Genomic DNA, 25,599 nt, shown 5'->3' with positions numbered 1-25,599 from the left:
TGCGCCGGTCGGCGCAAATGTCTATGTTGCTGGCTATGACTTTTTCCGCCGCTTTGAGCGACATCCAGCTCCTTGAACGGCTCGTCGCGTTCGACACCACCAGTTCGAAGAGCAACCTGCCGCTGGTGGACTTTTTGTGCGACTACCTCGACCGTCCGGGAGTGCGGATCGCCAAGAATCGCTCGCCGGACGGCCGCAAGGCCAATCTGCTGGTCTCCGTAGGCCCGGAGATCGGAGATCCAAACGAACGCCCCGGCCTGGTCCTCTCCGGCCACATGGACGTGGTGCCGGCCCTCGAAGACGGCTGGCAGAGCGACCCCTTCACCCTGACGGAGCAGGGCGACTCGCTGGTCGCCCGCGGCTCCGCCGACATGAAGGGCTTTCTCGCCCTGGCGTCCAATCGACTGCGCGCCGCAGATGGCAGAAAACTATCCGCTCCCCTCGTCCTGATCTTCACCTACGACGAAGAGGTCGGCACCCTCGGAGCCAAGCACCTGGTGGACGACTGGGAAGATCAGCGGTCTTCGTGGAGCGAATGGGATCCCCTGCCTCGGGCGGCGATCATCGGAGAGCCGACCAGCCTGCGGGTGGTCGGCCTGCACAAGGGACACCTCAAGGCTCGGGTCACCCTCGAAGGGCGGAGCGCCCACAGCGGCTATCCGCACCTCGGGGCGAACGCCATCGAAGCCGGCGGCCGGGTGATCGATTCGCTGGCAGCCCTACGGCGCCATCTGGAGGATGAGCGGCCGGCCGGCGCCGAGCGCTTTCCGGAAGTTCCCTTCGTCGCCCTGAATGTCGGCACCGTCCAGGGCGGCTCCGCCGTCAATGTGGTGCCAGACCGGTGCGTGATCGAGGTCGGCGCCCGCATCCTGCCGGGCATGGACTCAGGCCAACTCCTCGACCGCCTGCGCCGGGCCGCTCTCGACGCGGCGGGCGACGCCCCATCGGGTGCCGGGCACCGGTTCGAGGTGCTCTCCGACAGCCCGCCCATGCGGGTACCGGACGAGGCCCCGATCACCCGCGCCCTGCGCGAGCTGAGCGGCCGCGACGAGGTGCACAGCGTGTCCTACGCCACCGACGCCGGCTGGCTGCAGTCCCTCGGTCTCGACTGCGTGATCTTCGGCCCGGGCTCGATCGAGGTGGCCCACCGTCCGAACGAGTTCATGCCGCGGGCCGAAATGGTGACCGCCCGGGACATTCTCGAAGCGACCATCGGGCGGTTCTGCGGAGGGGCCGCCCGGTGAGCGAGTTCCTGCAGGCGGACCTCACCTGGCGGAACCGGCGTTTCGTGCCGAACGTCGTCGTGGAAGTGGACGACACCGGACGCATCGCCACCGTCGCAGAAAACGCCGTCACCGAGGGCGAGACCGAAGACCGGCGGTCCAGCCCACCGCTGCGGCGCCTGTCCGGCAAGGCGTTGCTGCCGGGCTTCGTCAACGCCCACTCCCATGCCTTCCAGCGCGGACTGCGCGGCCGGGGGGAGACTTTCCCGGCCGGCGCCGGCAGCTTCTGGACCTGGCGCGAAGCGATGTACGGCCTGGTCGATGAGCTCGACGAAGCCGCCGTGGCCGCCCTCTCGCGCCAGGCCTTCGCCGAGATGCGGGCCGCCGGTATCACCACCGTCGGCGAGTTCCACTATCTGCATCACCAGGATGCGGAGGCGAGGGATTTCCGCTTCGACGGCGCTGTCCTGCGGGCCGCGGCGGAGGTGGGAATCCGCATCGTCCTGCTCCAAGCCTGCTATGCCGCCGGCGGCGTCGGCAAGGCGCTGGCCGGCGGCCAGAAACGTTTCGCCACACCGAGTCTCGACGAGTACTGGCGCCAGATGGACGAGCTGTCGGAGTGGACCGCCGGCCAGCCGGACCAGACCCTCGGGGTGGTGGCCCACAGCCTGCGGGCAGTTCCACCGAAGATGCTGCGGGAGCTTCACCGGCAAGCCCGCCACCGCGGACTGGTGCTCCACATGCATCTCGAAGAGCAGCGCCAGGAGATCGCCGAAGTCGAGGCCGCCTGGGGCGCAAGGCCGATGGAACTGCTGCTCGGCGAGCTCGAACTGGACTCCCGCTTCACCGCCGTCCACTGCACCCACAGCGATCCCGGCGACCTGGAGCGCTTTCTCGCCACCGGCGCCCACGTCTGCGTGTGCCCGCTGACCGAAGCCAACCTCGGCGACGGCTTGCCGCCGCTCGGTGAGGAGAGCGCCGGCTCCCTCTGCCTGGGAACGGACTCCAATGCCCGCATCTCGATGCTCGAAGAAGCCCGCTGGCTGGAGTACGGCCAGCGACTCCGCGGCGCGCGCCGCGGCGCCCTGCGCGATGGCGACGGAGCCATCGCCCCGAATCTCCTGGCGGCGGCCACCCGCGGCGGCGCCGAGGCCCTCGGCCTGGCCGCCGGCGAGATCGCCGCCGGCCGCTGGGCCGACTTCGCACTGGTGGATCTCGAACACCCATCCCTCGCCGGCGCCGACGCCGACATCCTTGCCGCCGCCCTCCTCTGCGGCAGCGACAATCAAGCGCTCGCCGCGACCTGCGTCGGCGGACGCTGGACCCATCTGGAGCAAGACCGATGACCTACCGCGTCGCCGTTCTCGGAGCCACCGGCCTGGTCGGCCGAAAACTCTTGGAGATTCTCGAGCAGCGCGACTTTCCGGCGAGGGAGGTGGTCGCGTTGGCCTCGGCCAGAAGTGCCGGCGGCGTCCTCCCCTTCCGCGGGGAGGAACTGATCGTGCAAGAAGCCGCCGCGGGCGCCTTCGATGGCATCGACCTGGTCCTGTCCTCGGCCGGCGCCACGGTCAGCCGTGCACTCCTGCCCGAAGCCGCTGCCCGCGGCGCCGTCTCCGTCGACAACACCAGCGCCTTCCGAATGGATGCGGAGGTGCCCCTGGTGGTACCGGAGGTCAATGGCGCGGTGCTCGCCGAACGGCCGCCGCGCGGCATCATCGCCAACCCCAACTGCTCCACCATCCAGCTCGTCCTGGCCTTGAAGCCGCTGCACGACGCCTTCGGCCTGAAGCGGGTGATCGCCAGCACCTACCAGAGCGTCTCCGGGGCCGGCGCCGCGGCGGTCGACGAACTGCGCGAGACCTCACGCCAGGCCCTCGCCGGCGAGGCCCCCACCGGCGACGTCTTGCCGCACCCCATCGCTTTCAACTGCCTGCCGCAGATCGATGTCTTCCTGGAGGACGGCGACACCAAAGAAGAATGGAAGATGCGGGTGGAAGCGCCCAAGATCCTGGGCTTCGACCTGCCGCTCCACGCCACCTGCGTGCGGGTGCCGGCCTTTTTCGCCCACAGCGAGGCGGTGTGGATCGAGACGGAACAGCCGATCGATCCGCCATCAGCCCGGCAGGTCCTGGCGCAGGCGCCGGGCGTGGAAGTGGTGGACGACCCCGAGCGCCTCGCCTACCCCACCGCCCTCGACACCGCCGGCAGCGACTGGACCCGCGTCGGCCGCATCCGCCGGGACCCCACCGTCGCGAACGGACTGGCGCTGTGGATCGTCGCCGACAACCTGCGCGTCGGCGCGGCCCTAAACGCCGTGAAGATCGCCGAGCGGCTAGCAGGTTGCTGAAATAGGCCCTCGGCCTATGATTTAAGCTTCCCTGCTAGCTTTATCAGGGGGCTAGGCGCCCCCTCACCCGAAAACACCAGTGTTTTCGGGCTCACCCCATCCACGGCGCCTTCGGCGCCGCCTCGCCTTTCAGGCTCGGAGCACGGTGCTGAGGAATCTCTTCGCACCCTGCTAACTAGTCTCTTCCGCCAACAACTCTTCGATAAGCGCCGTCTGCTCGGCGATCAGCTCGTCGAAGTGCTCCCCGGTTCCGGGGCCGGTGAAGCCCGAATGGATGCGGCGGACTTTGCCGTTGCGACCGATGAAGATCGTCGTCGGGTAGGAGAGAACGGCGGTCAGATCCGGCAGGGTCTCGCCGGCCGCCGCCTTGTCGCTGATGCCGGCGAGCAGCAGCGGGTATTCGATGCCGTAGCGCTCAGCGAAGCGCCGCACCTGCTCGCCGTCGCGCTCCGGGTCACCGCTGAATTCGTAGGCCAGGCCGACGACCTCGAACCCCTGGCGGCGATACTCCCGATGCCATTGAGCCAACAGCGGCGCTTCGTCGTTGCAGTTGGGGCACCAGGTACCGAATACGTTGACCAACACCACCTTGCCCACAAAGCGCTCGTCCGACAGCGATACCGGATCTCCGGCGAGATTCGGGAAAGTGAATTCAAGGGTGCCGTCGTCATTGGTCAAGCCCACCTGCGACCAGGCGTCCGGCAAGGCGACGTCGTCGCTGCGCTCGGCGCTCCAGCGGGCATGGTAGGAATCCCGCGACCAGAACTCGCCGGCCAAGGTCCCATCCTCCAGCACCCGGGCCTCGAACAGGAAGGCGTGGGCGCCGTCGAAGGTCGATAGGCGGAGCAAGCCTTCCTGGTAGGTGCCCGCCAGGTAGCGGTAGTCACCGGTGGGGGTGAGGAAGGTGCCCCGAACGGTGTCGCCGGACTGGTTGAACTCGGCGCGTGCCGGCTCCGCCGCGGACTCCGGATCCACCGGAACCTCACGAAACTCGACGGCCCAGGTGCCGGCGACGGATTCGGCCCCGGGCGCTTCCGCCGCTCCAGGCGCCAACCCCGCTTCGGCCAGGGGCAGGAAACGACGGACGTCGTCGCGGGTGGCGGCGAAGGGCAAGGTGGAATCGCCGTCGGGAATGGTCTTGCGCCAGCGGCCGGTCAGCGACGAACCGTCTTCTGAGACCTGAGCGGAAATCTCGGCGTCGTAGACGTCGATCGCGAACTCCACCTGTCGGCCGTCCACCGCCACGGCGCTGAACGGCGCCTCCTCCCGGCCGTTGACGGCCACCGCCGTCAGGCCGTCGCCCTCCTGCCGCACGCGCAGGGTGAAGGGCAGCTCACCGCCGGGCGAGGCGAGCACCGCCCGCCAGTCACCCACCAGGTCCGGCAGCGGCGCAGGGGATGGACTCGGCGCCGCGCAGGCGGCGAGGAGCGAGAAGCAGGTCAGCGACAGAAGTGGGAGCCAGAATCGCAGCATGGAAAGAATCCTCTGGAGATCGCGCGAAGGGTTTGGGTCGGAGATGAGTTTAGCGTTCTGAGACCTTACACTCGAAAGTACGGCCCACGGCCGGAAACGGGTGTCTTTGTCTCGGACACCCCTTGAGAGGAGCTTTTCCGATGTGCGGACGCTATACCCAGACGGCCCCGGGCGAGACCCTCGCCGACCTCTTCGAGCTACCGGCGATTCCCGAACTCGCTCCCCGCTTCAACATCGCCCCCACTCAGCAGGCGCCGGTGGTGCGGGTGCTGGAAGCCAGGGGAGCGCGGCAACTCGATGACCTGCGGTGGGGTCTGGTGCCCTTCTGGGCGGACGACTTGAAGATGGGCAGCCGGATGATCAACGCCCGCTCGGAAACCGCCGCCGAGAAGCCTTCTTTCCGCAATAGCCTCAAGAGGCGACGTTGCCTGGTGGCCGCCGACGGCTACTACGAGTGGAAGAAAGAGGGCTCCGTCAAGCAGCCTTACCGCATCGTGCGCGACGACCGCCAGCCTTTCGCCTTCGCCGGCCTGTGGGAACGCTGGACGGGCGAGGACGGCCCGGTGGACACCTTTGCCATCCTCACCACCGACGCGGCGCCGGAGATCGCCGCCCTGCATCACCGCATGCCGGTGATTCTCGAGCGCGAGGAATACGGCCTGTGGCTCGATCCGGCGATGACCGACCCGGAGCCCCTCGCCGAGTTGATGAAGCCGCGCGGCGGCGACCGGCTGGAGCCCTATCGGGTAGCCCGCGCCGTCGGCAATCCGCGCCACGCCGGGCCGGAGTGCATCGAACCGATCTAGACCGACCGGCCGGGCTCAGGGCATGCCGAACCCGGACCGCTCTCTCACTGCAGAACCGCGCTCTTCTTCTTGCAGGCCGCCAGCACGCCGTCCCCCAGACCGTTGCTGTGGAAGAACTGATTGATCGGGCCGTTGTCGTAGAAGAAGTTCGAGGTTTCGGTGGTCACCAGGCGGCCGGACGGCGGTTCCTCCCGCCAGCGACCGCCATCGCTCGCCAGGTAGAACGGAAATCCCGACACCGGCACCTTCGCTGAATCCACCACGATCGGTTGACCCACCGGATCGCCTTCCACCACCCGCTGGAAGGACATCACCGGGGTGAGGGAGGTGGTGCTCCTGTAAGTGCCGTCCGGCAGGATGGTGATGAATCCCCCGGAGTAGGCGTTCGGCGACAAGGTGGCGGTGATCTCGAAGAACAGATCGCCGTCGCCGGAGGCGATGCGGATGGGCTCGACGGTGCGGTTGGCAAAGCGCAGCAGCCGTACCGGCACCGTATCGCCGACGCGGATGCCCTCCGGCCGCATCATCAGCGTATCGACGTTGAAACGGTCGCCGTCGAAGGGCGCCTCGGTGAAGGACACCATGCCGTCGAAGGCCTTCGTCCCCGGCAGCAGGGCGCCGGCCGGGATGCGCAGGTGCTGGATCGCCTCGTCGGTGCCGAGATAATCGACGCCGGCGGCGATGGTGCGCGGGTCGCGCAGCAACGGCTCGTCGGCGAAGGCGCCCACGATGTAGGAGCCCGGCGTCGAGGGAACGCCCACCAGGACGCGGGTGAAGTCGAGATCCCGGGAGAGTTCCGCAGTGGCCCGAAAGCGCGCTCCTTCGAGATCCGACGCGGCGGACAAGGGTAGCTGGAAGGTGCGCCAGATGGTGCCATTGTCCGGCCCCGGCGGGAAGGTCGTCGCCAGCCGCTCGGTGGCATTTTCCAGCGCCACCAAGGACACCGGCTCCTCGGACTCAGACCCTTCGACAACCACTCCGGCGGCGCCCAGTTCCTCACCCCGCGGCAGTTCGAGGGAAATCACCAGGCCGTGCTTCGGATGGAGAGCGGATCGAACCCGCGCCAGCGGCCCGTCCACCGCCAACCGGCCACCGTCGGAGACCAGCTTCGCCGTCGGAGGCATTGGAACTCGGGACGGCATGAAAGTCGGCCCGGTCACCGGCGGGTTCTGTACCCCCGGAGGACATCCCCACCACAACACAGCGCTACTCACCATCAGCCAGAACAAACGCTTCATCGCACACTCCTTTTCGTGAACAGAATTTCGCTTCCCGAGCCACAGCGCCCGGCCGCCGGGTAGGCCACCGGGCCTCCATGAACCCCGGCTCGGGAATGGAAGGAGTACCCTTCGCGAGCTATCAATCCCGCGTCACGAAGAAGGGGTTACTTCTGCGAAAAAGGCTGTGCGGATTCGGAAGACTCAGCCTTCCATGCACGGCTCCGGAGGCTTCACGCAGGCGGCGCGGACGACATCGCTGCCGTCGACATCGGCCGACAGGCGCTCCGCCGGATCGATGGTCAACAGCCGAACATCGCAGCGTCCCTGCCCAGCCAGCACCACAGACAGGCCGAGGAGCATCACCACTGCGGCGGAGGCCGCCGCGTGGGTCCAGCGGTGCGGCGAACGCTCCGGCGGACCGTGCAGGATCTGCGCGATGCGCCGCTCCAGATCCGATGCCGTGGCGGCGGCCATCGCCGTCGGCCGCAGGCCGCCGATGCCCAGACGCACGACCTTGAGGAGGCCCCGGGCGTAGTGCCGGGGCTGCCCGCCGAGGGCGACGACCCGTTCGTCACAGGCGCGCTCCCGTTCCGCCAGCAGGCGCTGATCGAGCCACCACACCAACGGGTGAAACCAGAACACCACGCGCAGGGCTCGCTGCAGAGCACCGGCCCAGTGATCGCGCCGGCGCAGGTGTTCGAGTTCGTGCAGCAACACGGCGTCCAGCTCTTCCCGGGAGAGGTGCCGATCGATGGCCAGCGGCAGCAGGAGGTACGGCCGCCGCAGGCCCCAGACGGCCGGCGACGCAAGACCTTCGACCCAGCGGGCCTGGAGGGGATGCCCCCAGCGCGGCGCGACGGGCAGGCCGGAACGCCGCATGGCGGCGGCCAGGGCGCCCGCCACGGGCTCTTCGGATTCCACCGGTCGGCTGTCCCGCAGCCACGCCTTCATCTGTCCCTTGGCCCGCAGCAGGCGGCAGCAGGCGAAGACCGCACCAAGGCACCAGACCGCGATTAGGGCTGCCACCAAGGCACCGCCGGCTCCGTTCACGACGAGGCGATCGGCCGGCGACCAGGTCAGCGAACGAAGGTTTGGCAACGACCAGCCGAGGGCCGAGGCTAGGGAGACGATCAGCGCCGAGGGCAGAAAGAACTTGGCGGCGGCCACCCCGAGAAGGCGGTAGCGTACCCGCGCCGAAGAGCGACGCAGCAGCAGGGCGAGGAGAGCGACCAGGGCCGCGAAGGTGGTCGCCTCCACCAGATGGTTGACCAGAAACGCAGCCGTATCGCCGAGGGCGAAGCCTGTCTCGATCGGGTCGTCCAACATCGGGCGCGGCCTCCGCGGTTCTTAGTTTTCGGTCTCTGGGGTTTCGGTTTCTAGGGTTTCGTTTTCTGGATCCGCACTCGCCGGATCGAGGTCCTCGTCGATCAGCCGTTCGGCGTCTTTCAGGTCTTCCAGGCTCAGGCGGCCGGACTCCACCAGATGGGCCATCAACGGCGCCGGAGAACCGCCGAAGACCTCCAGAAAGTCATCGATCAAGCGCCGGTAAGCCACCTGTTTCGAGACCATCGGCTCGTAGATGTGGGCGTTGCCGACCTTGCGCACCTGGCGCACCGCGTTCTTCTCTTCCAGCCGACGGACAATCGTTTGTACGGTGGTGTACGCCGGTTGTTTGCGGTTCGGCAGCGCCTCCAGCAACTCCCGCACCGAGGCCCGGCCGAGTTTCCACAGCTCCCCCATCACTTCGAGTTCGAAGCGGGTGAGTTTAGTGGCCGGGCGGTTCGATTTCTTGAGCATGGCTCTTTCTTGAACGTGGCTCCGTCTCTCAGGATCTACTACAAGTTACGTAGATCCTACCACGCGGTGAAGACAAGACCGGCCGGCGCGTATGCCTAGCCCGAGAACCCAATCACTGGCAAGATGCGGCGAAGTCGCCAGTTCCACGCGACCGAACCCACAGGGCGAGGCGGCGCCAGCGGCGCCGAGGACGGGGGCGAGCCCGTCCAGGGCGAGGGGGGCGCCTAGCCTCCCTGAAGGGAACAGCTAGCAGTGCTGCTGAAAAAATGCGCGAAGCGCATTTCAGCAGCCTGCTGGCGCTACCATCCACATTGGCGGGAGGCGTTCTGCTCGTCGAGCCAACTTTTGAGCGGCGCGAAGTAGTCGAGCACCGCCGTGGCGTCCATCTCGCGGCCGCCGGTCACCACTTGGAGGGCCTCCGGCCAGGGGCGCGACGCTCCCATGCGCAGCATCTCGTCGAGCACCTCGCCGGCCTCTTCGTTGCCGTAGATGGTGCAGCGGTTCAAGGGACCTTCGTAGCCGGCGATGGCGCACAGGTCGCGGTGAAACTGGAACTGCAGAATGTGGGCGAGGAAGTAGCGAGAGTACGGGGTGTTCGCCGGGATGTGATACTTCGCACCGGGATCGAAGTCCGCCTCGGAGCGCGCCACCGGCGGCGACACGCCCTGGTACTTCTCGCGCAGCTCCCACCAGGCGGCGTTGTACTCCTCCGGCCCGACCTCGCCGGAGAACACCTTCCAGCGCCACTGATCGACCAGCAGGCCGAAGGGCAGGAAAGCCACCTTGTCGAGGGCGTCCTTCATCAACAGCCCGAGATCTTTGGAAGGATCCGGCACCTCGTCGATCAGCCCGATCTGCTGCAAGTAGTCCGGCGTGACGGACAGGGCGATGGTGTCGCCGATCGCCTCGTGGAAGCCGTCGTTGGCGCTGTTGCGGTAGAGGAAGGGCTGCTGGTTGTAGGCCCGCTGGTAGTAGTTGTGGCCCAGCTCGTGGTGGACCGTGCGGAAGTCTTCAGCGTTGATCTCGATGCACATCTTGATGCGCAGATCGTTGACATTGTCGACATCCCAGGCGCTGGCGTGGCACACCACTTCACGGTCCGCCGGCTTGGTGAAAAGCGAGCGCTCCCAGAAGGTGTCCGGCAGCGGCTCGAAGCCGAGGGAACTGAAGAAACGTTCGCCGGAACGCACCATCTCGACGGCATCCATGCCGGTGGCCCGCAGGCGCTCCGTGAGGTCGAAGCCCGGGTCGGCGTCCGGCGGCGCCACCAGCGGATAGATATTGGCCCAGCCCTGCGCCCACATATTGCCCAGCAGGTGGGCCGGAATGGTCTTGCCGGTGCCGAGGTGCTCCCCGCCGTACTCTTCCAGGAGCTTGGCCCGCACGTGGCAGTGGAGGGCTTCGTAGAGCGGCTGCACCTGGGTCCACAGGCGGTCCAGTTCGCCGGCGAAGGCGTCCGGCTCCATGTCGTAGTTCGAACGCCACATGGCGCCGGCGTCGGCAAACCCGAGTTCCCGGGCGCCCTGGTTGTTCAACTCGACGAAGCGCTGGTAGGGCTTGCGCATCGGCGGCGCGACAGTACGCCAACCGACCCACACGTCGAGCAGTTCCTCGGGATTCCGGCTGTTGGCCAGGGTGGCGGTCATCTGCAGCAGGTCGAGGCAGGTGCCGTCGTCCTTGCAGTACTTGCCCTTGCCGTAGGTCGCCTCCAGATCCGAAGCAATGCGGGCCAGTTCCTCGGTCTTCGCTGGATCCGCCGGCGCCGCGATGGGTCCGCCGAGCTTGATCACCTGCAGGCGCCGCTCGACGTGGTAGGGCAGGTCGAGGTCGTCGAAGCGGACCGCCTGCCGGGCGTAGGAAGACCGCGCCGCCAGAGCCTTCTCACTCGCCGCGGCGGCGATCGCCTGGGTGTCGACGGTGATGAAGTTGGACTGCACCCAGGCCGCCCGGGCCTCGGCGTTGGCCAGCTCATAGATATGCGCTTCCGCCGCATCGACGAAGGCCGCGGCACCCTCTGCCGTCGCCGGGTACTCTTCGGTCCCGTCTGCCGCCTCATGAGAGTCGGCAATCACCGGCAACGCAGCCAGCAGCAGCAGGGCGACGAGGGCAAGGGTAGGTCTGATCCAAAAAGTGGGTTTCATGCGATGTTCCTCCGTCTAGTCAAGCCGGGCGAGGGCCGCCGCCATCTGTTCGAGGCCCCTCTCCAACCGCTCATCGGAACAAGCGTAGGAGAGGCGCAGGTGCCGATCATCGCCGAAAGCGATTCCCGGCACCAAGGCGACCCCGGCCCGATCGAGAAAAAAGTCTGCCAGGTCGGCGGAACCCTTCCGATCTTCCTGGAAGAGGTCGTCGACTCGGGGAAAGGCGTAAAAGGCACCCATCGGCGCCTCACAGTGAAAACCGGGCAGTGCGTTGAGGCGCGGCAGCAGGGCATTGCGCCGGCGCTCGAACTCGTCCCGGCGCCGGGCGATCTCCTCATCCGCCTCGCCGAGGGCCGCCAGAGCACCCAACATAGCGAAGGAGGTCGGGTTGCCGGTTCCGTGGCTCTGGATCCTGGAGATCGCCCCCGCCACCGCCGGCGGCCCAAACAAATAGCCGACCCGCCAGCCGGTCATCGCCCAAGTCTTGGAGAAGGATCCCACCAACACCACCGTGTCCGGAAACCGGCCTGCCAGGGCGGCCGCCGAAGCGTGGTTCCGGCCGCCGAAAACAAAGCGATCGTAGGTCTCGTCGGCGATCAGCAGGAGGCCACGCTCGGCGCAGCCTTCGGTCAGCCGCTCCAGCTCTTCAGCGGCGATCAGGCCGCCGGTCGGATTCGACGGCGAGTTGATCAGAATGGCACGAGTCCGCTCCGTCACCGCCGCCAGCAGCGGCTCCGCCCGGATCTCGAAGGCCTCCGAGCTGGCCGTCGCCACCGGTACCGGCCGAGCGCCGGCGAAGCGAATCTGCTGCGGGAAACTCACCCAGCAGGGGCTCGCCAACACCACCTCGTCGCCGTCCTCGAAACAGGCCAGCGCGAGTTGCAGCAACGCCACCTTGGCGCCGCAGGTGATCACGCCGTCCCGCGCGGTCCACGGTGCGCCGTGACGTTCGTCGAAGCGCTTCGCCAGCGCTTCACGCAGGGCCGGCAAGCCGTCCGTCGGCGTGTAGCGGGTGAACCCCTCCGCCAACCCTCGGCCTGCCGCCTCGACGGCCACCGGCGGCGAGGCGAAGTCCGGCTCACCCACGCCCAGATTGATCACCTCGACGCCGCGAGCGGCCAGCTCGGAAGCCTTTCGGGTGATGCGGGCGGTGGCGGATTCGGCGATTCGGCCGACGCGGGATGCGAGCCTCACGGGGGGCGATGGTATCACCGGGCCGGCGGCCGACGGGGCGGTGGGTATCGTCCTTGCAGAAGGTGAGTGAAAACCCAGCAGGGGTCAGCCCACAGCGAGGCGACCGACCGAACCGATCCGCACATCGCACGCCAGGAAAGCCAGTTATGACGCCAGCCCAACTCCCGCGCCGCCCGCGCGGTTTCGCCTACTCCGCCGCCCTCGCCGCTCTGCTGGCCGTTGCCGCCGGCGGCCCGCTGGCCTATCCGGCGGGCGCCGAAACGAACACCGAGCCGAAGTGGCACGACCGGGTCGAAGAGGCCCTCGCCGAAGCCCGCTCGACGGATCGCTTGATCCTGGTCGATCTCTACGCGGAATGGTGTGGCTGGTGCAAGAAGCTCGAGAAAGACGTGTTCTCCACCACTCGCTTTGCGCAGGTGGCCGAAAACTATGTCCTGCTGCGGGTGGATGTGGAGGACGCCGGCGAAGGAATGCGCCTGCAGGACCGCTTCGACGCCCGCAACCTGCCCACCACCCTGATCATCGATGCGGACCTGGTGCGCATCGGGACCATCCGAGGCTACTTCCCGGCTCCGACCTTCGTCACCCGGATCGACGCCCAGGTCGCCCGGTGGCAGAAGTTCATGGAGGGCTACCGGCGCGACGTCGTGTCGGAGGACCCGCAGGTATTGCGCAGCCTCGCCGAGGCCCTACGCCGGCGCTCCGATGGCGCCCGGGCGGCGGCAATCTATCGCCGCCTTCTGACCCGAGAGGATGTGGCGGTGGAAGGTGAGGACTGGCTCCGCCTGCTGCTGGCGGATTCCCTCCGCCTCAGCCGGGACTTTGCCGGCGCCGCGCAGGCGGTAGCCGACTTCGCGCCGGAAGATCCGACGCTCACCGAGGCCCTGAGCTTGTTCCGCGTCCATCTGGCGCGCGACCGGCAGGACTGTGCCGGAACCTCTGCGGCGGTCGATGCCTTCGTCGCCGAACATCCCACCAGCCGCTTCCGGCGGGAGGCCCGGTTCACCCTCAGCCGACTGCAGCAGGACATCCAAGCGGAGTGCGCCGGATGATCACCGCGAGCCCCTTCCGAGTTTCCCGTCGCCGCCTGTCGCTTGCCAGTCTGCTGCTCTTCGTGGCTTCGTTCCTCGCCCTGACGGCGAGCGGGCAATTCCCCGTCGTCGAGCGCGCCGAAGTACGCCTGCTGGCCGACCAAACGGCCTATCCGCCGGGCGCTACGGCGCGGCTAGCGGCAGTGGTCGAGATCGAAGACGGCTGGCACGTCAACGCCAACCTTCCGACCTTCGATTACCTGATTCCCACCGAACTCGAACTCGAGGCGCCGGGAGGCTGGCCGCAGCCGACGGCCCTCTATCCGGCCGGCGAAATGCTCACCTTCGCCTTCGAGGACGAGCCGCTGGCGGTGTACGAGGGCGAAGTGCGCATCCTGGCGGCGGTACCCGTTCCGGCCTCCGCGGCAGCGGGCGAGTACCCGCTCTCGGGCACCTTCCGCTACCAGGCCTGTGACGACAATTCCTGCCTGCCGCCGGTGACCACTGCCGTTCAATTCGACCTGGCCGTCGGCGACGGCGGGGAGACGATCAACGCGGCGATCTTCGGCGACGGCGAGGGCTTGCCCGCCGGCCGTGGCGGCCCCCCCGGCAGCCTGGGGTTGTTCCTCCTGTTCGGGGTCATCGGCGGGCTGATCCTCAATGCCATGCCCTGCGTTTTGCCGATTCTCTCCCTCAAAGTTTTCGGCATGGTGAAAAGCGCCGGCCAGGGGCGCGCCCATGTGGTGAGCGGCTCCCTGGCGACGGCGGCGGGCATCTTGGTGTCGTTCTGGGCGCTCGCTTTCGCCGCCATCGGCGCGCGAGCCGCGGGCGCCGCCGTGGGCTGGGGCGTGCAGTTCCAACAGCCGGCCTTCGTCACTTTCCTGGCGGTGGTGATCGTGCTCTTCAGCCTGAACCTCTGGGGCTTGTTCGAGATCACTCTGCCGGGAAGCGCCATGCGGGCGATGGACTCGCGGCGGCAGGGCCTCGGCGGCCACTTCGTGTCCGGCCTCTTCGCCACCCTGATGGCGACGCCCTGTTCCGCCCCCTTCCTCGGCACCGCCATTGGATTCGCCTTGGCACAACCGGGGCTGATCATCTTCACAATGTTCACCGCCGTCGGTTTCGGCATGGCACTGCCGTACCTGCTGCTGGCGGTGTTTCCGGGCTCGGCCCGCTGGCTACCCAAGCCCGGCGCGTGGATGGATACCCTACGCAAGGTGATGGGCTTCCTGCTCGCCGCCGCGGCGGTCTGGCTGCTCTATGTGCTCGCCGGCCAGATCAGCGCCGAGCGCCTCGCCTTCATCGAATTGGGATTGCTCGCCCTGGCGCTCTTTGTGTGGCTGCGCGGCCGCGAGAAGGGGCGGATTGCCGCCACCGCCGCCGCTTTGGTGATGGCCGTCGGCACCATCGGCCTGGCGGCGACCGCCGCCACCGGACCCACTCGCGGGACGACCGCGGCCACCGAGACGGCGCGCTACATCCAGTGGCAGGAGTTTGATCGCGACAGAGCCGAATCCCTTGCCGCCGCCGGCACGCCGGTGTTCGTGGACGTCACCGCCGACTGGTGCTTCACCTGCAAAACCAACGAGCGCCTAGTGCTCGAAACCCCCGAAGTAGCGCGGCTGTTCGAGGACGCCGGCGTGGTCGCCATGAAGGCCGACTGGACCAACCGCGACGACACCATCGCCGCCTTCCTGAACGACCACGGGCGCTACAGCATCCCCTTCTACCTGCTCTATCGCCCAAACGGCGAGCCTCATCTGTTCAGCGAACTGCTCACCACCGGCCAGATTGCCGAGGCGCTCCAAGGGATTCCGCGGATCGCCCAGGCGCGGTGAGTCACTCACCGCGCGCCCGGTCCCGCAACTCCCGAAACCTTTTCAACCGCTCCCCGAGGCGCGCTTCAAAGCCCTCTCCCGAGGGACGGTAGAAACGGCTCCCCTGGAGGGACTCCGGCAGGCAGTCGATGCCGCCGACGCCGAGCTCTGTATCCGGAGCGTAGACATAGCCTTCGCCATAGCCGAGATCTTTCATCAGCCCGGTGGGTGCGTTGCGAATCGCCATCGGCACCGGGTCCGCCGGCCGCTCGCGCACCGTGCGGCGGGCCTCCTTGAAGCCCTTGTAGGCGGCGACGCTCTTGGGGGCGAGGGCCAGGTACAGGCAGACCTGGGCGAGGGCAAGGTCCCCTTCCGGCGATCCCAGCCGCTCGTAGGCCTGCCAGCCGGCGAGGGCCTGGCCGAGGGCCCGGGGATCCGCCAGGCCGACATCTTCCGAGGCAAAGCGCACCATGCGACGGGCCAGGTAGCGGGGATCTTCACCGGATTCGAGCATCCGCGCCAGCCAGTAAAGGGCGGCGTCCGGATCACTCTCGCGCAAGGATTTGTGGAGCGCGGAGATGAGGTTGAAGTGCTCTTCGCCGGCCTTGTCGTACAGCAGCACCCGGCGCTGGGCAACGCGCTCCACCACCGCGGTATCGACGGGCGCACCGTCGGCCTCCAGCACCGCCAGTTCGAGCAGGTTGAGGGCGCTCCGGGCGTCGCCGCCGGCCAAAGCGGCCAGGGAATGGAGCGCCTCGCTCTCCGCAGCGGCGGTGCCGCCTCCCTCCCCGAGGCCGCGCTTCTGATCCGCCAATGCGCGCTCCATCAACACCACCAGCCCGGCCTCGCCGAGGGCCGCCAGCACCACCACCCGGCAGCGCGACAGCAGCGCCGAGTTGATCTCGAAGGACGGGTTTTCGGTGGTCGCCCCCACCAGCACGATGTCGCCGCGCTCGACGAAGGGCAGGAAGGCGTCCTGCTGGGCTTTGTTGAAGCGGTGGATCTCGTCCACGAAGACCAGGGTCCGCTGCCCCGCCGACCGGCGCAGGCGGGCGGCGGCGGTCATCACCTCTTTGACTTCTTTGATCCCCGAGGTCACGGCGCTGAAGGGGACAAAACGGCTGTCCGTCTCCCGGGCGATGATCAGCGCCAGGGTGGTCTTGCCGCATCCCGGAGGCCCCCAGAAAACCAGCGAAGGCACCCGATCCCGGGCGATAGCCTGGCGCAGGAAGCCCTGGGGCCCCAACACTTCGTCCTGTCCGACGATCTCGTCCAGGGTGCGCGGCCGCATGCGCTCCGCCAGCGGCGTGCCGATCTCCGGATCGTGAGTGCTCTCGGAGGTTTCTCCGGTGGGGAGTTGATCGTCGAACAGGCCCATCAGAGCGTTGCCCGAGGAAAGGTCAAGACCCTGGCGCCGCCGGTCTCACGGGCTCGGTCGCCCGAGACCACCGTCCGGGATCCGGCGAGTTGACGTCGCTGGAATTCGCTCAGCGGGCGGACCCGCGCCGGCCGTCTTGGGGGAAGATCCCGGGTGGCTCCGCAGCCCTTTTCCAGCAGCGCCAGCAGCAGCCACGAGCGCAGGGTCCGGCGCGCCTCGTTCATGCGACCGGGATCAGTCGCCGCGCTCGGCGGCGGCCACCACCGCGTCGGTGAATTCGGTGGTCGAAGCGGTGCCACCGAGATCGCGGGTGCGGATGCCCTGATCGACCACCACGCTGTGCAGCGCCGAGCGCATCCGCGCCACGACATCGTCCTTGCCGAGGTGCAGCAGCATCAGGATGGCCGAGCGCATCAGCGCCATGGGGTTGGCGAGGTTCTGGCCGGCAATGTCCGGCGCGCTGCCGTGGACCGCCTCGAACACCGCCTCGTCGGACCCGATGTTGGCGCCGGGAATCAGCCCGAGACCGCCCACCAGTCCGGCGCACAGATCGGACACGATGTCGCCGTAGAGGTTTTCGAGCACCAGCACGTCGTAGTCCTCCGGCCGCATGACGAGCTGCATACAGAGGGCGTCGATGATGCGGTCGTCCGCTTCGATTTCCGGATAGTCCTTGGCGACGGTGCGGAAACAGTCCAGGAACAGGCCGTCCGTCAACTTCATGATGTTGGCCTTGTGGACCGCCGTCACCCGCTTGCGGCCGTTCGCCCGGGCGTACTCAAAAGCAAACTTTGCGATGCGGGTGGAGCCCTTGGCGGTGATGATCTTGAGGCTCTCGACCACCCCCGGCACCACTTCGTGTTCGATGCCCTTGTACAGCCCCTCGGTGTTCTCGCGCACCACCACCAGATCGACCCCCGGGAAACGGCTCGGCACCGACGGTACATTGCGCGTCGGCCGCAGGTTGGCGAACAGGTCCAGCGCCTGGCGGAGCTGCACGTTGATCGATTTGAAGCCCTTGCCGACGGGGGTGGTCACCGGACCCTTGAGGGCGACCTTGTTGCGCCGGATGGAGTCGAGCACCTCGTCCGGCAGCGGTGAACCGTACTCTTCGAGAGCTTCGGCACCGGCGATATGTTGCTCCCATTCGATATCCGCCCGCACCGCATCGAGCACTCGCAGGGTGGCCTCGGTCACTTCCGGCCCAATGCCGTCGCCGGGGATCAGCGTCACCTTCGTCGTCATGAGAAACCTCGCAAAGCTGGGTAGTTCAAGCCGCCTTCATCCGATCGGCGGAATGGAATTCTGAGTGGTCAGAGGGTGGCCTGGGAGGCCCCACGAGAAGAAGGTATCACGGTGTCGCAGGGGCGCCGGAGACGGACATCGAAGCCCATTCGACATCGCCTCCAAGATCCTCGAAGACATCCTTTAGGGCCCGCACGGCGGACCCCTGGGCAAAGTCGAAACAGAGGTCCTCGCGATCGAGCACGCCGACCTCGCCGGCATCGGCAGCATCGCGAAAGAGGGTTACGAAGCGGTCTCCAACCCGCAGGAGATCACCCACGGCGAAATCATCCCACGGACGACCGGCCACCAGGTCGATGCGCTGCCAGTCCACCTCCGCCGCGTTGCGACCGGCGCTGCGATAGATCTCCGCCAACAGCGGCACTCGCCCGAAGGCCAGCCGCTCTCCGGTCCACTCGGCGAGCTGGCGGCGCGCCTCAGGCGGAGCCTCAGGCGACAGTTCGAGCTGCGTCAAGCCAAACATCGCCGACGCCGGGCCGGCGGCGCCGGGCAGGGTGGCGACCACCCGTGGGAACTCCTCAACGCGGCTCTGCACCTCTCCCAAGCCCCAGGAGACCAGCCGCTCGGAGGCGACCTCCGCATCGGCGTCCGACCGTAGCTCGATGTGAACCTGGTAGTGCTGGCTACCGAAGGGCCGGCGCACCTGGCGATCCTCTCGCGACAACCGCGCATCGTGGGCTGGATCGAGAATACCCGGTACCGACCAACCGAAGCCCCATTCGGGACGAAAGAAAGCAGCGTAGCGAAAACGGTCGAGGGTTTGGTCCGGCTGAATGCGCAAGAACGGTACGGCGCCTTCGACGGTGAACCACAGAATCCGGACATCCGGTCGCCGATCCCACGGGCGGACGGACGCCGCCGGCAGGGTATGACCGGCCCGCTCCAGGGCCGGCGCCTCGGTATAGAAGACGGACTCGCTGCCGTCCTTCGCTTCGAGCACCGCGTGCAGGCGAAAGGAGGTTCCGGCGGCCAGATCCACCGGCCCGAGGGTGGCGGCGGTGGCTCCCGCCGGCTGGATCGCGACCCACGCCGCCACCGGTTCCGGAGCGACCTTTTCTTTGAGCACCGGTCCAAAGAGAAAGGCCGCCAGCGCCAAGGTCGCGACCGCGGCGACGATCCACGTGATCCTACGTTCGGAAGTCATCTTGCTCGCGCGGCGATCTCTTCGAGCTTGGCGACCACGTCGCGATAGTTGGAGTTGACACCGTAGATGTCGACGAAGACCTCGTGGGCCTGCTCAAAGTCGCCGGCATCCAGGTAGAGGTTGCCGAGGTCGTAGAGCAAGCCGTGGCGGTCTTCCTCCGCGAGGGTTGGGCTCTCCAAGCCGCGCCGATACCACTTGACGGCCAGGTCCGGCAGGCCCTTCTCCAGGAAACAGAGGCCGAGCATCGAGCAGCACTCGACCAATCGGCCCGGATCCTTGGACGCGAGCTGAAACTCGCCGATCGCCTCGTCCAGCAGCCCCATTTCGCGGTAGGCGATGCCGAGGTTGAAGTGGGTATCGAAGTCCTCCGGCGAGAGATTCTCGGCCACTCCCTGCTTGAAACCCTCGACGATTTCCTCCAGGGAGGGCTCGGCCGGCGTTTCGATGGCCTCGGTGAGGGAATCTTCTGCATCCAGCTCCTGCTCGATCTCGGCGGCCAGGTCGAAAAAGTCGTCTTCGTCCTCGAACACATCGTCGACCACCGCAGGCGTTTCGCCGGCTTCTGCCGGAGGCGCCTCGCCCACCTCGTCGAGCCACCGAACGCCGCTGTCCTCCGGGTCGTCCTCGGCCGCCGGAGCGGGCACATCCTGAGGCTGTGGTTCCTCAGCTTGTGCCTCCGGTGCCTGCGCTTCCGGAACTGCCGGCTCCGCGGAGGGCGCCGCTTCGAACACATCCGCTGCCGGCGCCTCTTCGCCGGCCGCCGGCTCCACCCCTTGCCGAAGCGCCTTCTTGCCGGACTGAAAAGTCGTTTCAAGGCTCGCCAGGGCTTCCTCGATGGAGGCATCTCGCACCTTGCGGCGAGGCGGCGGTGGAGCCGCCGGCGCCTCGGCGACCGGTGGCGCCTCGTCCATCAATCCATCCAGCAGGTGGCCGACATCCGCCTCCGCCAAGGTCCGTGCCGGCGGGGCCAATACCTGGTTTCCTTCGAGCTTGTAGCCAGCGTCGAGGAGCTGCTGCCGCAGCTCCGGCCAAGGGCCATCCGCCTCGTCCGCCGCCAGAGAAGCCAGCTCGTTGGCCCGGGCCAAGACCTGATGGTGCCGCCCCTTCTCCAGGTCGAACCGAACCAGCAGCGCCATGGCGCCGAGGTGATGAGGGTCCAGATCGAGCACCTCTTCCAGGCGCTCCATCGCCTTTTCTTCCAGACCGTACTTGGCCAGCACCTCGGCCTCCGTGAAGAGATCTTCTTCGGGCCGTACAGCCACCGGCTGGAGTTCCGCCGCGGTGCGCTCCAGGAAGTCTTCGTCGATGGCGTCGTCGGCGGCCGCTGGCCCTTCCTCCGGCAGCGAGAAGTCCTCGGCCGGGGAAAGATCCGACCGCGCGGCCACTTCAACGCCGGGGACGTCGTCGCCGACGGCTTCATCCACATCCAGCTCGAAGAAATTCTCCTCGAGGTCCGGCAGCGGCTCAATCTCCGGCAGCGTTCGCTCGACATCGGCAGCTGCCGCCGGCTCAACAGCGGTTGGAGCGGCCTCCGCAGGACTCTCCGGCGGCAGAAGATCCGCCGGTGGCTGCACCAGACTCGCCGGCGCTTCCTCCTGATCGAGGTCGAGGACAAAGACATCGTCGAGATCGAGTTCGATCTCCTCGCCTTCCAGTGCCTCCGCCGCTTCGGCGGCCACCTCTTCGGCGATAGGCGCGGCACTCGCCTCCTCATAGGCTGAGGGCGGTTCGGCGACATCCCCTTCGCCGACCGTCAGATCCAGGTCGTACAGGGTGTCGTCCTCAACCACCGGCACGATCTCTTCATCCCGCTCTGCGACCGGAACAACCACCGCGGGGGCGGCTTCCTGGACAGAGCTCTCGCCGGAATACGGCGACGACGCCGCGGCCGCCGCACCGTCGCCCAAGGTGACCTCCTCCACCGGCACAGACGCCTGCGCAGCTTTGCCGCGCTCTTCCGCCGCCACCAGGCTGGCGACGCTCTGGGCTTCGGGGTTGAGCCGCACGGCGGCGGCCAGCAGGTGAGCCGCCGCCCCGGTTTGGCCGGCTTCCCGCAGGCGCAGCACCGCATCGGTGATGAAGCCGACATCCGAGGCGTCTACGTCGAGGGCGCGCTCGTAGACCTTGGCCGCTTCCTCCGGCCGCTCGTGGGAGATCATCAACTCGGCGATGATCCGATACTCACCGATCGCCTTGGCGGTCATCTTCTGCGCCTGGTACAGCTCGGCGAGTTTGACGTGGTGGCTCGGATTGTCCGGCTCCAGCGCCGCCATGCGCTCGTAAGCGGAGAGCGCGGAACCACGGTTGCCGTGGTTCAGGTAGTAATCCGCCAGCACCTGGTACTGGGTGCGCGCCTCGTTGACCAAGCCTTGCCGGTCGTAGAGTTCCGCCAGGTGCTCGATGGCGTCCAGGCGGGTGGGGTCCAGCTTGATGATCTTCTTGTAGATCGCGATCGCTTTGACGAAGAAGCCGTCCTTGGTGTAATTCTCGGCAATCTGCGAGAACAGCTCGACGGCCTCGTCGATGCGCTCGATGCGGGCATAGAGATCGCCCACCCGGTTGAGGGTGGTGGAATCGTTGGGATTTTCCCCGAGCACCTTGCGGTACTCCCGGATGGCCGCTTCGATCTTGCCCCGGGCGACGAACTTCTCCGCCGTCTTGACCACCTGTTCCCGACGCGCGGCCATCAGCTCACTCCTCCGGCGGCCGCCCGCTGCGGCAGCACCGAGCGGAAGGTCAGACGGTGAACCGGGCTCGGTCCGTAGGCCTGCAGGGCGTCGCGATGTCGCTGGGCACCATAGCCCTTGTGGCCGGGGAATCCATAGTGGGGGTAGGTCTCGCCCAGGGCCACCATCCGGCGGTCACGCTCGGTCTTGGCGAGGATCGAAGCACAAGCGATGGCGTAGCTCATCGCATCGCCGCGGACAACCGGCAGGCAAGGGCACGGCGGATCGGCGAGGGAGACGGCATCGATCAAGGCGATGTCCGGCGTCGGGGAAAGACCTTCCAGGGAGCGCCGCATGGCGACCCGGGTGGCCTCGAGGATATTGATCCGATCGATCACCGCCGCCTCGACGGCGACACAGGACCAGGCGATGGCGGTACTCCGAATCGCCTCGGCGAGCTGCTCGCGCTCCGCCGGTCCGACCTGCTTGCTGTCATCAACGCCAGGGATCCGGCAGGCGGGATCGGGGATCACCGCCGCGGCCATCACCGGACCGGCAAGGGCACCGCGGCCGGCTTCATCGACGCCGGCGACCAGCGGATACCCGCACTGAGCGAGATGCTCTTCGAGCGAGCACAGCAGGCGTAGACGGTAGGCCTCCGCAAAGAGCTGGACCATCGTCTTCGACGCCACGTGTGCTCCCAAGGTCTTGGAGCGGAAACGAATTCCACTCGTCCATCGGAGTGAGTCCGTAAAGGGACTCGCAAGTCCAACGCTGCGACCGAGTCCGAAGGGCTCGGCGGCGGCGCGAGCCGCCGTGGACGGGGTGAGCCCGGAAAACCTTGGTTTTTCGGGCGAGGGGGCGCCCAGCCCCCTGAAAACAGACATGGGTCGTTCTTGCTGAGATCATGCGCGAAGCGCAACTCAGCAGAACGACTAATCGATCCGGCGTTCTTCGATGCGGGCCGCCTTGCCACGGAGATTCCGCAGGTAGTACAGCTTCGCACGGCGCACTTTGCCGTGCCGCACCACTTCGAGTTTGTCGATGATCGGCGAGTGGATCGGGAAGATCCGCTCGACGCCGTAGGCACCGGACATCTTGCGCACCATAAAGGTCTCCCGGGTGCCGCTACCGCGACGGGCGATCACCACGCCCTGGAAAATCTGGATACGCTGCTTGTCGCCTTCGACAACGCGCACGTGCACGCGCACCATGTCGCCGGCACGAAACTCGGGAATGTCGTCCCGCTGGTAGGCGGCTTCGACGCTTTGAAGGTCGTTCATGGTCCATTTCCCTCGACTGAAATCTGCGTCCGGCTACCGATCACCGAACGGAATCGCACGCCCTGAGGCGAGCCTTGGATTATTTCCCAGACGGGGGCGTCTCCGCAACTCTCGGGTCCGCAACCGCCTCATTCTCTGATATTTCGTTCATTTCAGGTTCCGCTTCCAACGCTTCCGACAGCAGCGCCCGATCGGTTTTTGAAAGCTCGGCTTCGGCCAGCAGGTCCGGCCGCTTGGCGCGAGTCGCCCGCAGGGCCTCGCGGCGACGCCAGCGCTCGATCGCCGCGTGATCGCCGGAGAGCAGTACCTGCGGTACGGCCATCCCCTCCACTTCCGCCGGGCGGGTGTAGTGGGGGTAATCGAGCAATCCTGCCCGGAAACTGTCGTTCTCCACCGACGGACCGTAGCCCACCACGCCAGGGATCTGCCGCGACACGGCCTCGATCAACACCATCGCCGGCACTTCGCCGCCGGACAACACGTAATCGCCAATCGAAATCTCCTCGTCCACCACCCGTCGGCGAACCCGCTCGTCGATCGCCTCGTAGCGACCGCATAGGAGGATCAGTTCCGGATAGTCCGCAAAGCGGCGGACGCCCTGTTCGTCGAGGCGCTTCCCCTGCGGCGAAAGCAACACCCGGTGGGCCGCGCCGCTGCCGACCTCGCGCACCGCCGTCAGCCAAGGCCGAGCGGTCATCACCATGCCGCCGCCGCCGCCGTAGGGTTCGTCATCGACGGAGCGGTGGCGATCCTCGGAAAAGTCCCGCAGATCGTGAACGGTCACCTGCATCAAGCCCTCTTCCAGTGCCCGCCCGACCAGGCTGGTAGCTAGGAAGGGCCTGAAGATCTGCGGGAAAATGGTCAGGACCTGGATGCGCACGTTTCGAGCAGTCCTTCCGGCAAATTCACTACAATCTCGCCACCGGCGACGTTGACCTCTGCGAGCAGATCCCGGGCGAAGGGAATCGGTACCCGGCGTTCGCCATCGTCCACGATCAGGAGAAAACCACCCCCGTCCTCGACCACCTCGACCACTTCTCCGAGGTGTCCTTGCTCAGTATCGCGGCAGGTACAGCCGATCAGCTCGAACTGGTAGAAGGACCCGGCCTCGGCGGGCGGCACCTCGCCGCGCGCAACGGAGAGCCAGCCGCCGCGCAGTTTCTCGACCGCGTCGCGATCCTCGACCCCGGCGAATCGCACCAGAATGCGCTCTCGGTGCACCCGGCTGCTCGCCACCTCGAGGGTCCGTTCCGGCGGCCGATCCCGAAAGTGCAAACGCAACCGAGAACCCTTTTTCCAGCGCGCCGAATTCTCCGTAAGGGCCTCGACGGAGGCTTCCCCGCGAACGCCGTGGGGCCGAACGATTCGGCCGACGGCGATCATCTCGGAGTCCGAAGAGTCCGCCTGTTCACGGTCTGACATCGCTGGCTCGGGGAAAAAGAGGATTCCGCCGACGGTCGAAGGCGGCGGTTTCTGCAGGAAGGGAAGAAGCCCGGGGCAGGTCGTTCCAGATCAGGCGACCCGCGGAGCGACCTCGATCAAGCGTTAGCCCGGCTCGTCGACGACAACTCAGTCGTCAACGATGTCGAGATCGTACAGCTTGTCTTCCAGCGCGCCGCGAGCATCGAGCAATGTGCGCAATGCCCGCGCCGTGCGCCCCTGGCGGCCGATGACCTTGCCGAGATCGCTCTGCGCGACGGTCAGTTCAAAGACGTTTTCGTCACCGTCCATGAACTCGTCGATCGCCACCTCTTCCGGGTAGTCGACCATCAAGCGCACCAGATCTTCGAGGCTCTCCCGTAGCTCAGGCACTCGGCGCAGCCTCCGCCATCTCCGGGGTGCTCCGCTTCATGAGCGACTTCACCGTGTCGGACATCCGAGCACCCTTGGAAACCCAATACTCGACCCGCTCACGGTCAATATTCACCTCGGCCGGCCGCCGCCGGGGATCGTAGAAACCGACCTCTTCCACCGCCGCCGCGGTAGGAGTACTGCGACCGTCGGACACCACGACACGATAAAAGGGCGCATTCCGAGCCCCCATCCGACGGAGTCGAATCTTCAACATCTCACGTACCTCCACATCACCTGAAGATTGGGTGCCCTCGAGAGCCGACACCAAGAAATCCATATGCGACCCGAGGACCAACTGTTCGGGGGGGTGCCGACCGGCCGTCTGAACGTTTCTGCGGCCCACGCGAGCCGGCCCCCACACGAAGCTACCAGTCTAACAGGATCGAGCGGTGAGGTCCAAACACCTTCCGGACAGGGTAGTGGCTCAGTTTCAACTTTTTGGATCCAGGAGCCCTACCACCTGCTCTAGAGTCCAGGGCCGGCGGGCGATTCCTGCGGCCATCGCGGGCGTCACCTTGTTGTCCGTCTCGGTCTTGAGCGAGCCGTGGGGCCTCACGAAGTTGTAGACCATGAAGTGCAGCTCGATCGCTGCGGCGTGGTTCTCGACCTTCTTGGAGAATGCGTTGGTCAACCTGGTGAAGCGCCGCATGCTCATCCGCATCGTCAGGTTGGAGCGCTCCACGTAGGACGTAGAGACGTGACAGGGTTCTGGATCGCCTTGCACGACGTTGACAGTAGCGCCCTTGCACTTCGCCGGGCTGTACCGCTTCTCGGCTTGAGGATCGCTCCCGTAGAGCTTCTGGAGCATGGCGTAGTCCACATCCGCGCCGAAGGCATCCTCGACCGCCTCTAGGTAGGGCCGGTGGCCGTCCGTGGTGAGCTGCACGCGGTTCGACAGGCGCCCCGCCACGTCCTGCATG

At 67.1% G+C, this 25,599-nt stretch carries 24 protein-coding genes; 6 read left to right on the top strand and 18 right to left on the bottom strand.

Annotated features, from left to right (window positions below; translation table 11 throughout):
- The first annotated feature begins 35 nt into the window (after nucleotides 1-35).
- From argE to AAF481_15660, 3 genes are read left to right on the top strand one after another with little or no spacing between them, the layout of a single operon-like run.
- Nucleotides 36-1,244: an acetylornithine deacetylase gene (gene argE / locus AAF481_15670; protein ID MEM7482615.1), complete on the top strand. Its 1,209-nt coding sequence runs from the start codon at nucleotides 36-38 to the stop codon at nucleotides 1,242-1,244.
- Nucleotides 1,241-2,569 (top strand): formimidoylglutamate deiminase, encoded by a 1,329-nt coding sequence (locus AAF481_15665; GenBank protein ID MEM7482614.1) that lies wholly within the window; start codon nucleotides 1,241-1,243, stop codon nucleotides 2,567-2,569. The genes argE and AAF481_15665 overlap by 4 nt, the downstream gene beginning before the upstream one ends.
- The gene (locus AAF481_15660; GenBank protein ID MEM7482613.1) at nucleotides 2,566-3,570 is read left to right on the top strand and encodes an aspartate-semialdehyde dehydrogenase; all 1,005 of its coding nucleotides are present in this window, start codon (nucleotides 2,566-2,568) and stop codon (nucleotides 3,568-3,570) included. Before AAF481_15665 ends, AAF481_15660 begins: the two co-directional genes overlap by 4 nt.
- A 171-nt stretch (nucleotides 3,571-3,741) precedes the next feature.
- Here the strand turns inward: AAF481_15660 and AAF481_15655 are convergent, their stop codons facing one another.
- Nucleotides 3,742-5,043, bottom strand: coding sequence for a TlpA disulfide reductase family protein (locus AAF481_15655; GenBank protein MEM7482612.1), 1,302 nt, complete (start codon nucleotides 5,041-5,043; stop codon nucleotides 3,742-3,744).
- A 140-nt stretch (nucleotides 5,044-5,183) separates the two neighbouring features.
- On the opposite strand from AAF481_15655, the gene AAF481_15650 reads away from it, so the two are divergent.
- Entirely contained in the window at nucleotides 5,184-5,849 is a 666-nt protein-coding gene (locus AAF481_15650) for an SOS response-associated peptidase (GenBank protein ID MEM7482611.1), read from the top strand.
- Between the two features lie 44 nt (nucleotides 5,850-5,893).
- On the opposite strand, the gene AAF481_15645 is transcribed toward AAF481_15650, so the two are convergent.
- The 5 genes from AAF481_15645 to AAF481_15625 all read right to left on the bottom strand — a co-directional run bounded on the left by AAF481_15645 (nucleotide 5,894) and on the right by AAF481_15625 (nucleotide 12,201).
- Nucleotides 5,894-7,087 carry a hypothetical protein gene (locus AAF481_15645; GenBank protein ID MEM7482610.1) on the bottom strand — a complete coding sequence of 398 codons (1,194 nt, stop codon included), beginning with the start codon at nucleotides 7,085-7,087 and terminating at the stop codon, nucleotides 5,894-5,896.
- 183 nt (nucleotides 7,088-7,270) lie between these two features.
- Nucleotides 7,271-8,395: a M56 family metallopeptidase gene (locus AAF481_15640; protein ID MEM7482609.1), complete on the bottom strand. Its 1,125-nt coding sequence runs from the start codon at nucleotides 8,393-8,395 to the stop codon at nucleotides 7,271-7,273.
- 21 nt (nucleotides 8,396-8,416) lie between these two features.
- Complete coding sequence (locus AAF481_15635) at nucleotides 8,417-8,866, bottom strand: BlaI/MecI/CopY family transcriptional regulator (protein ID MEM7482608.1); 450 nt, start codon at nucleotides 8,864-8,866, stop codon at nucleotides 8,417-8,419.
- Between the two features lie 299 nt (nucleotides 8,867-9,165).
- Complete coding sequence (locus AAF481_15630; GenBank protein MEM7482607.1) at nucleotides 9,166-11,007, bottom strand: M2 family metallopeptidase; 1,842 nt, start codon at nucleotides 11,005-11,007, stop codon at nucleotides 9,166-9,168.
- A gap of 15 nt (nucleotides 11,008-11,022) precedes the next feature.
- On the bottom strand, nucleotides 11,023-12,201 hold the full coding sequence (locus tag AAF481_15625) for a pyridoxal phosphate-dependent aminotransferase (GenBank protein MEM7482606.1): 1,179 nt from the start codon (nucleotides 12,199-12,201) through the stop codon (nucleotides 11,023-11,025).
- Nucleotides 12,202-12,347: 146 nt separating this feature from the next.
- Here AAF481_15625 and AAF481_15620 point away from each other — a divergent pair, with 146 nt between their 5' ends.
- Both AAF481_15620 and AAF481_15615 read left to right on the top strand, forming a co-directional pair.
- Nucleotides 12,348-13,253 (top strand): thioredoxin family protein, encoded by a 906-nt coding sequence (locus AAF481_15620; GenBank protein MEM7482605.1) that lies wholly within the window; start codon nucleotides 12,348-12,350, stop codon nucleotides 13,251-13,253.
- A complete protein-coding gene (locus tag AAF481_15615; protein ID MEM7482604.1) occupies nucleotides 13,250-15,070 on the top strand; it encodes a thioredoxin family protein in 1,821 nt (606 codons plus the stop codon). The genes AAF481_15620 and AAF481_15615 overlap by 4 nt, the downstream gene beginning before the upstream one ends.
- Nucleotide 15,071: 1 nt before the next feature.
- Here the strand turns inward: AAF481_15615 and AAF481_15610 are convergent, their stop codons facing one another.
- The 12 genes from AAF481_15610 to AAF481_15555 all read right to left on the bottom strand — a co-directional run.
- Nucleotides 15,072-16,427: a replication-associated recombination protein A gene (locus tag AAF481_15610; protein MEM7482603.1), complete on the bottom strand. Its 1,356-nt coding sequence runs from the start codon at nucleotides 16,425-16,427 to the stop codon at nucleotides 15,072-15,074.
- Nucleotides 16,427-16,651 carry a hypothetical protein gene (locus AAF481_15605; GenBank protein MEM7482602.1) on the bottom strand — a complete coding sequence of 75 codons (225 nt, stop codon included), beginning with the start codon at nucleotides 16,649-16,651 and terminating at the stop codon, nucleotides 16,427-16,429. Before AAF481_15605 ends, AAF481_15610 begins: the two co-directional genes overlap by 1 nt.
- 10 nt (nucleotides 16,652-16,661) lie before the next feature.
- Nucleotides 16,662-17,672 carry an isocitrate dehydrogenase (NAD(+)) gene (locus AAF481_15600; GenBank protein MEM7482601.1) on the bottom strand — a complete coding sequence of 337 codons (1,011 nt, stop codon included), beginning with the start codon at nucleotides 17,670-17,672 and terminating at the stop codon, nucleotides 16,662-16,664.
- Nucleotides 17,673-17,778: 106 nt separating this feature from the next.
- A complete protein-coding gene (locus AAF481_15595) occupies nucleotides 17,779-18,876 on the bottom strand; it encodes a hypothetical protein (GenBank protein ID MEM7482600.1) in 1,098 nt (365 codons plus the stop codon).
- The gene (locus AAF481_15590) at nucleotides 18,873-21,563 is read right to left on the bottom strand and encodes a tetratricopeptide repeat protein (protein ID MEM7482599.1); all 2,691 of its coding nucleotides are present in this window, start codon (nucleotides 21,561-21,563) and stop codon (nucleotides 18,873-18,875) included. Before AAF481_15590 ends, AAF481_15595 begins: the two co-directional genes overlap by 4 nt.
- A complete protein-coding gene (locus AAF481_15585) occupies nucleotides 21,563-22,234 on the bottom strand; it encodes a ribonuclease HII (protein MEM7482598.1) in 672 nt (223 codons plus the stop codon). The genes AAF481_15590 and AAF481_15585 overlap by 1 nt, the downstream gene beginning before the upstream one ends.
- Nucleotides 22,235-22,477: 243 nt before the next feature.
- Nucleotides 22,478-22,825, bottom strand: coding sequence for a 50S ribosomal protein L19 (rplS, locus tag AAF481_15580; GenBank protein MEM7482597.1), 348 nt, complete (start codon nucleotides 22,823-22,825; stop codon nucleotides 22,478-22,480).
- Nucleotides 22,826-22,904: 79 nt separating this feature from the next.
- Complete coding sequence (gene trmD, locus AAF481_15575; protein MEM7482596.1) at nucleotides 22,905-23,705, bottom strand: tRNA (guanosine(37)-N1)-methyltransferase TrmD; 801 nt, start codon at nucleotides 23,703-23,705, stop codon at nucleotides 22,905-22,907.
- Entirely contained in the window at nucleotides 23,687-24,247 is a 561-nt protein-coding gene (rimM, locus tag AAF481_15570; protein ID MEM7482595.1) for a ribosome maturation factor RimM, read from the bottom strand. The genes trmD and rimM overlap by 19 nt, the downstream gene beginning before the upstream one ends.
- Nucleotides 24,248-24,394: 147 nt before the next feature.
- Nucleotides 24,395-24,637, bottom strand: a complete 243-nt coding sequence (locus AAF481_15565; GenBank protein MEM7482594.1) for a KH domain-containing protein — start codon at nucleotides 24,635-24,637, stop codon at nucleotides 24,395-24,397.
- Nucleotides 24,630-24,893 carry a 30S ribosomal protein S16 gene (rpsP, locus tag AAF481_15560; protein MEM7482593.1) on the bottom strand — a complete coding sequence of 88 codons (264 nt, stop codon included), beginning with the start codon at nucleotides 24,891-24,893 and terminating at the stop codon, nucleotides 24,630-24,632. Before rpsP ends, AAF481_15565 begins: the two co-directional genes overlap by 8 nt.
- A 216-nt stretch (nucleotides 24,894-25,109) precedes the next feature.
- Nucleotides 25,110-25,599, bottom strand: a 490-nt coding sequence (locus tag AAF481_15555; GenBank protein MEM7482592.1) for an IS1 family transposase, incomplete at its 5' end; no start/stop codon positions are given.

This window comes from Acidobacteriota bacterium (assembly GCA_039030395.1).
Lineage (GTDB): Bacteria > Acidobacteriota > Thermoanaerobaculia > Multivoradales > JBCCEF01 > JBCCEF01.
Note: the sequence above shows the minus strand (reverse complement) of the source record. Positions and strands in the feature narration are given on the sequence as shown.

Bases quoted from the DNA above. Each gene is read 5' to 3' on its own strand.
- argE (MEM7482615.1), top strand. From the start codon at position 36: ATGACTTTTTCCGCCGCTTTGAGCGACATCCAGCTCCTTGAACGGCTC.
- AAF481_15660 (MEM7482613.1), top strand. From the start codon at position 2,566: ATGACCTACCGCGTCGCCGTTCTCGGAGCCACCGGCCTGGTCGGCCGA.
- AAF481_15655 (MEM7482612.1), bottom strand. From the start codon at position 5,043: ATGCTGCGATTCTGGCTCCCACTTCTGTCGCTGACCTGCTTCTCGCTC.
- AAF481_15650 (MEM7482611.1), top strand. From the start codon at position 5,184: ATGTGCGGACGCTATACCCAGACGGCCCCGGGCGAGACCCTCGCCGAC.
- AAF481_15645 (MEM7482610.1), bottom strand. From the start codon at position 7,087: ATGAAGCGTTTGTTCTGGCTGATGGTGAGTAGCGCTGTGTTGTGGTGG.
- AAF481_15640 (MEM7482609.1), bottom strand. From the start codon at position 8,395: ATGTTGGACGACCCGATCGAGACAGGCTTCGCCCTCGGCGATACGGCT.
- AAF481_15635 (MEM7482608.1), bottom strand. From the start codon at position 8,866: ATGCTCAAGAAATCGAACCGCCCGGCCACTAAACTCACCCGCTTCGAA.
- AAF481_15630 (MEM7482607.1), bottom strand. From the start codon at position 11,007: ATGAAACCCACTTTTTGGATCAGACCTACCCTTGCCCTCGTCGCCCTG.
- AAF481_15620 (MEM7482605.1), top strand. From the start codon at position 12,348: ATGACGCCAGCCCAACTCCCGCGCCGCCCGCGCGGTTTCGCCTACTCC.
- AAF481_15615 (MEM7482604.1), top strand. From the start codon at position 13,250: ATGATCACCGCGAGCCCCTTCCGAGTTTCCCGTCGCCGCCTGTCGCTT.
- AAF481_15610 (MEM7482603.1), bottom strand. From the start codon at position 16,427: ATGGGCCTGTTCGACGATCAACTCCCCACCGGAGAAACCTCCGAGAGC.
- AAF481_15605 (MEM7482602.1), bottom strand. From the start codon at position 16,651: ATGAACGAGGCGCGCCGGACCCTGCGCTCGTGGCTGCTGCTGGCGCTG.
- AAF481_15600 (MEM7482601.1), bottom strand. From the start codon at position 17,672: ATGACGACGAAGGTGACGCTGATCCCCGGCGACGGCATTGGGCCGGAA.
- AAF481_15595 (MEM7482600.1), bottom strand. From the start codon at position 18,876: ATGACTTCCGAACGTAGGATCACGTGGATCGTCGCCGCGGTCGCGACC.
- AAF481_15590 (MEM7482599.1), bottom strand. From the start codon at position 21,563: ATGGCCGCGCGTCGGGAACAGGTGGTCAAGACGGCGGAGAAGTTCGTC.
- rplS (MEM7482597.1), bottom strand. From the start codon at position 22,825: ATGAACGACCTTCAAAGCGTCGAAGCCGCCTACCAGCGGGACGACATT.
- rimM (MEM7482595.1), bottom strand. From the start codon at position 24,247: ATGTCAGACCGTGAACAGGCGGACTCTTCGGACTCCGAGATGATCGCC.
- rpsP (MEM7482593.1), bottom strand. From the start codon at position 24,893: ATGTTGAAGATTCGACTCCGTCGGATGGGGGCTCGGAATGCGCCCTTT.